We start from the raw sequence: 247 nt of genomic DNA, 5'->3' as shown, positions 1-247 counted from the left end.
CGAAGACCAACTGGAGATTGGCCGCCTGACGACTATGGAAGCAGCAAGCGCCCTATTGGACACACAGTTGAAAGGTCTTGGCCGCGTGGTGCTCTCCAGTGGAGGTCATGTGTCGAAAGAGAGCGCCGATCACCACGCCAAGACCGTGTACAAGGCCTTCAACACCCAACGACGAATGCAGGAAAAAGCGCGGGTGGAGCAGGAATATGTCGATCTGCGAAAGACCGCCGACGCTTTGGCGACATCC

At 57.1% G+C, this 247-nt stretch carries 1 protein-coding gene; it reads left to right on the top strand.

What is annotated here, in order from left to right; genetic code table 11:
• Positions 1-34: 34 nt before the first annotated feature.
• A partial coding sequence (locus ACM0OX_RS35850; RefSeq protein ID WP_414519985.1) for a hypothetical protein occupies positions 35-247 on the top strand: 213 nt, incomplete at its 3' end.

This window comes from Nostoc sp. PCC 9305 (assembly GCF_963920915.1).
Classification (GTDB): Bacteria; Cyanobacteriota; Cyanobacteriia; order Cyanobacteriales; family Nostocaceae; genus Nostoc.
The sequence above is the reverse complement of the archived record's forward strand: the minus strand, read 5'-3'. Positions and strand labels throughout refer to the sequence as shown.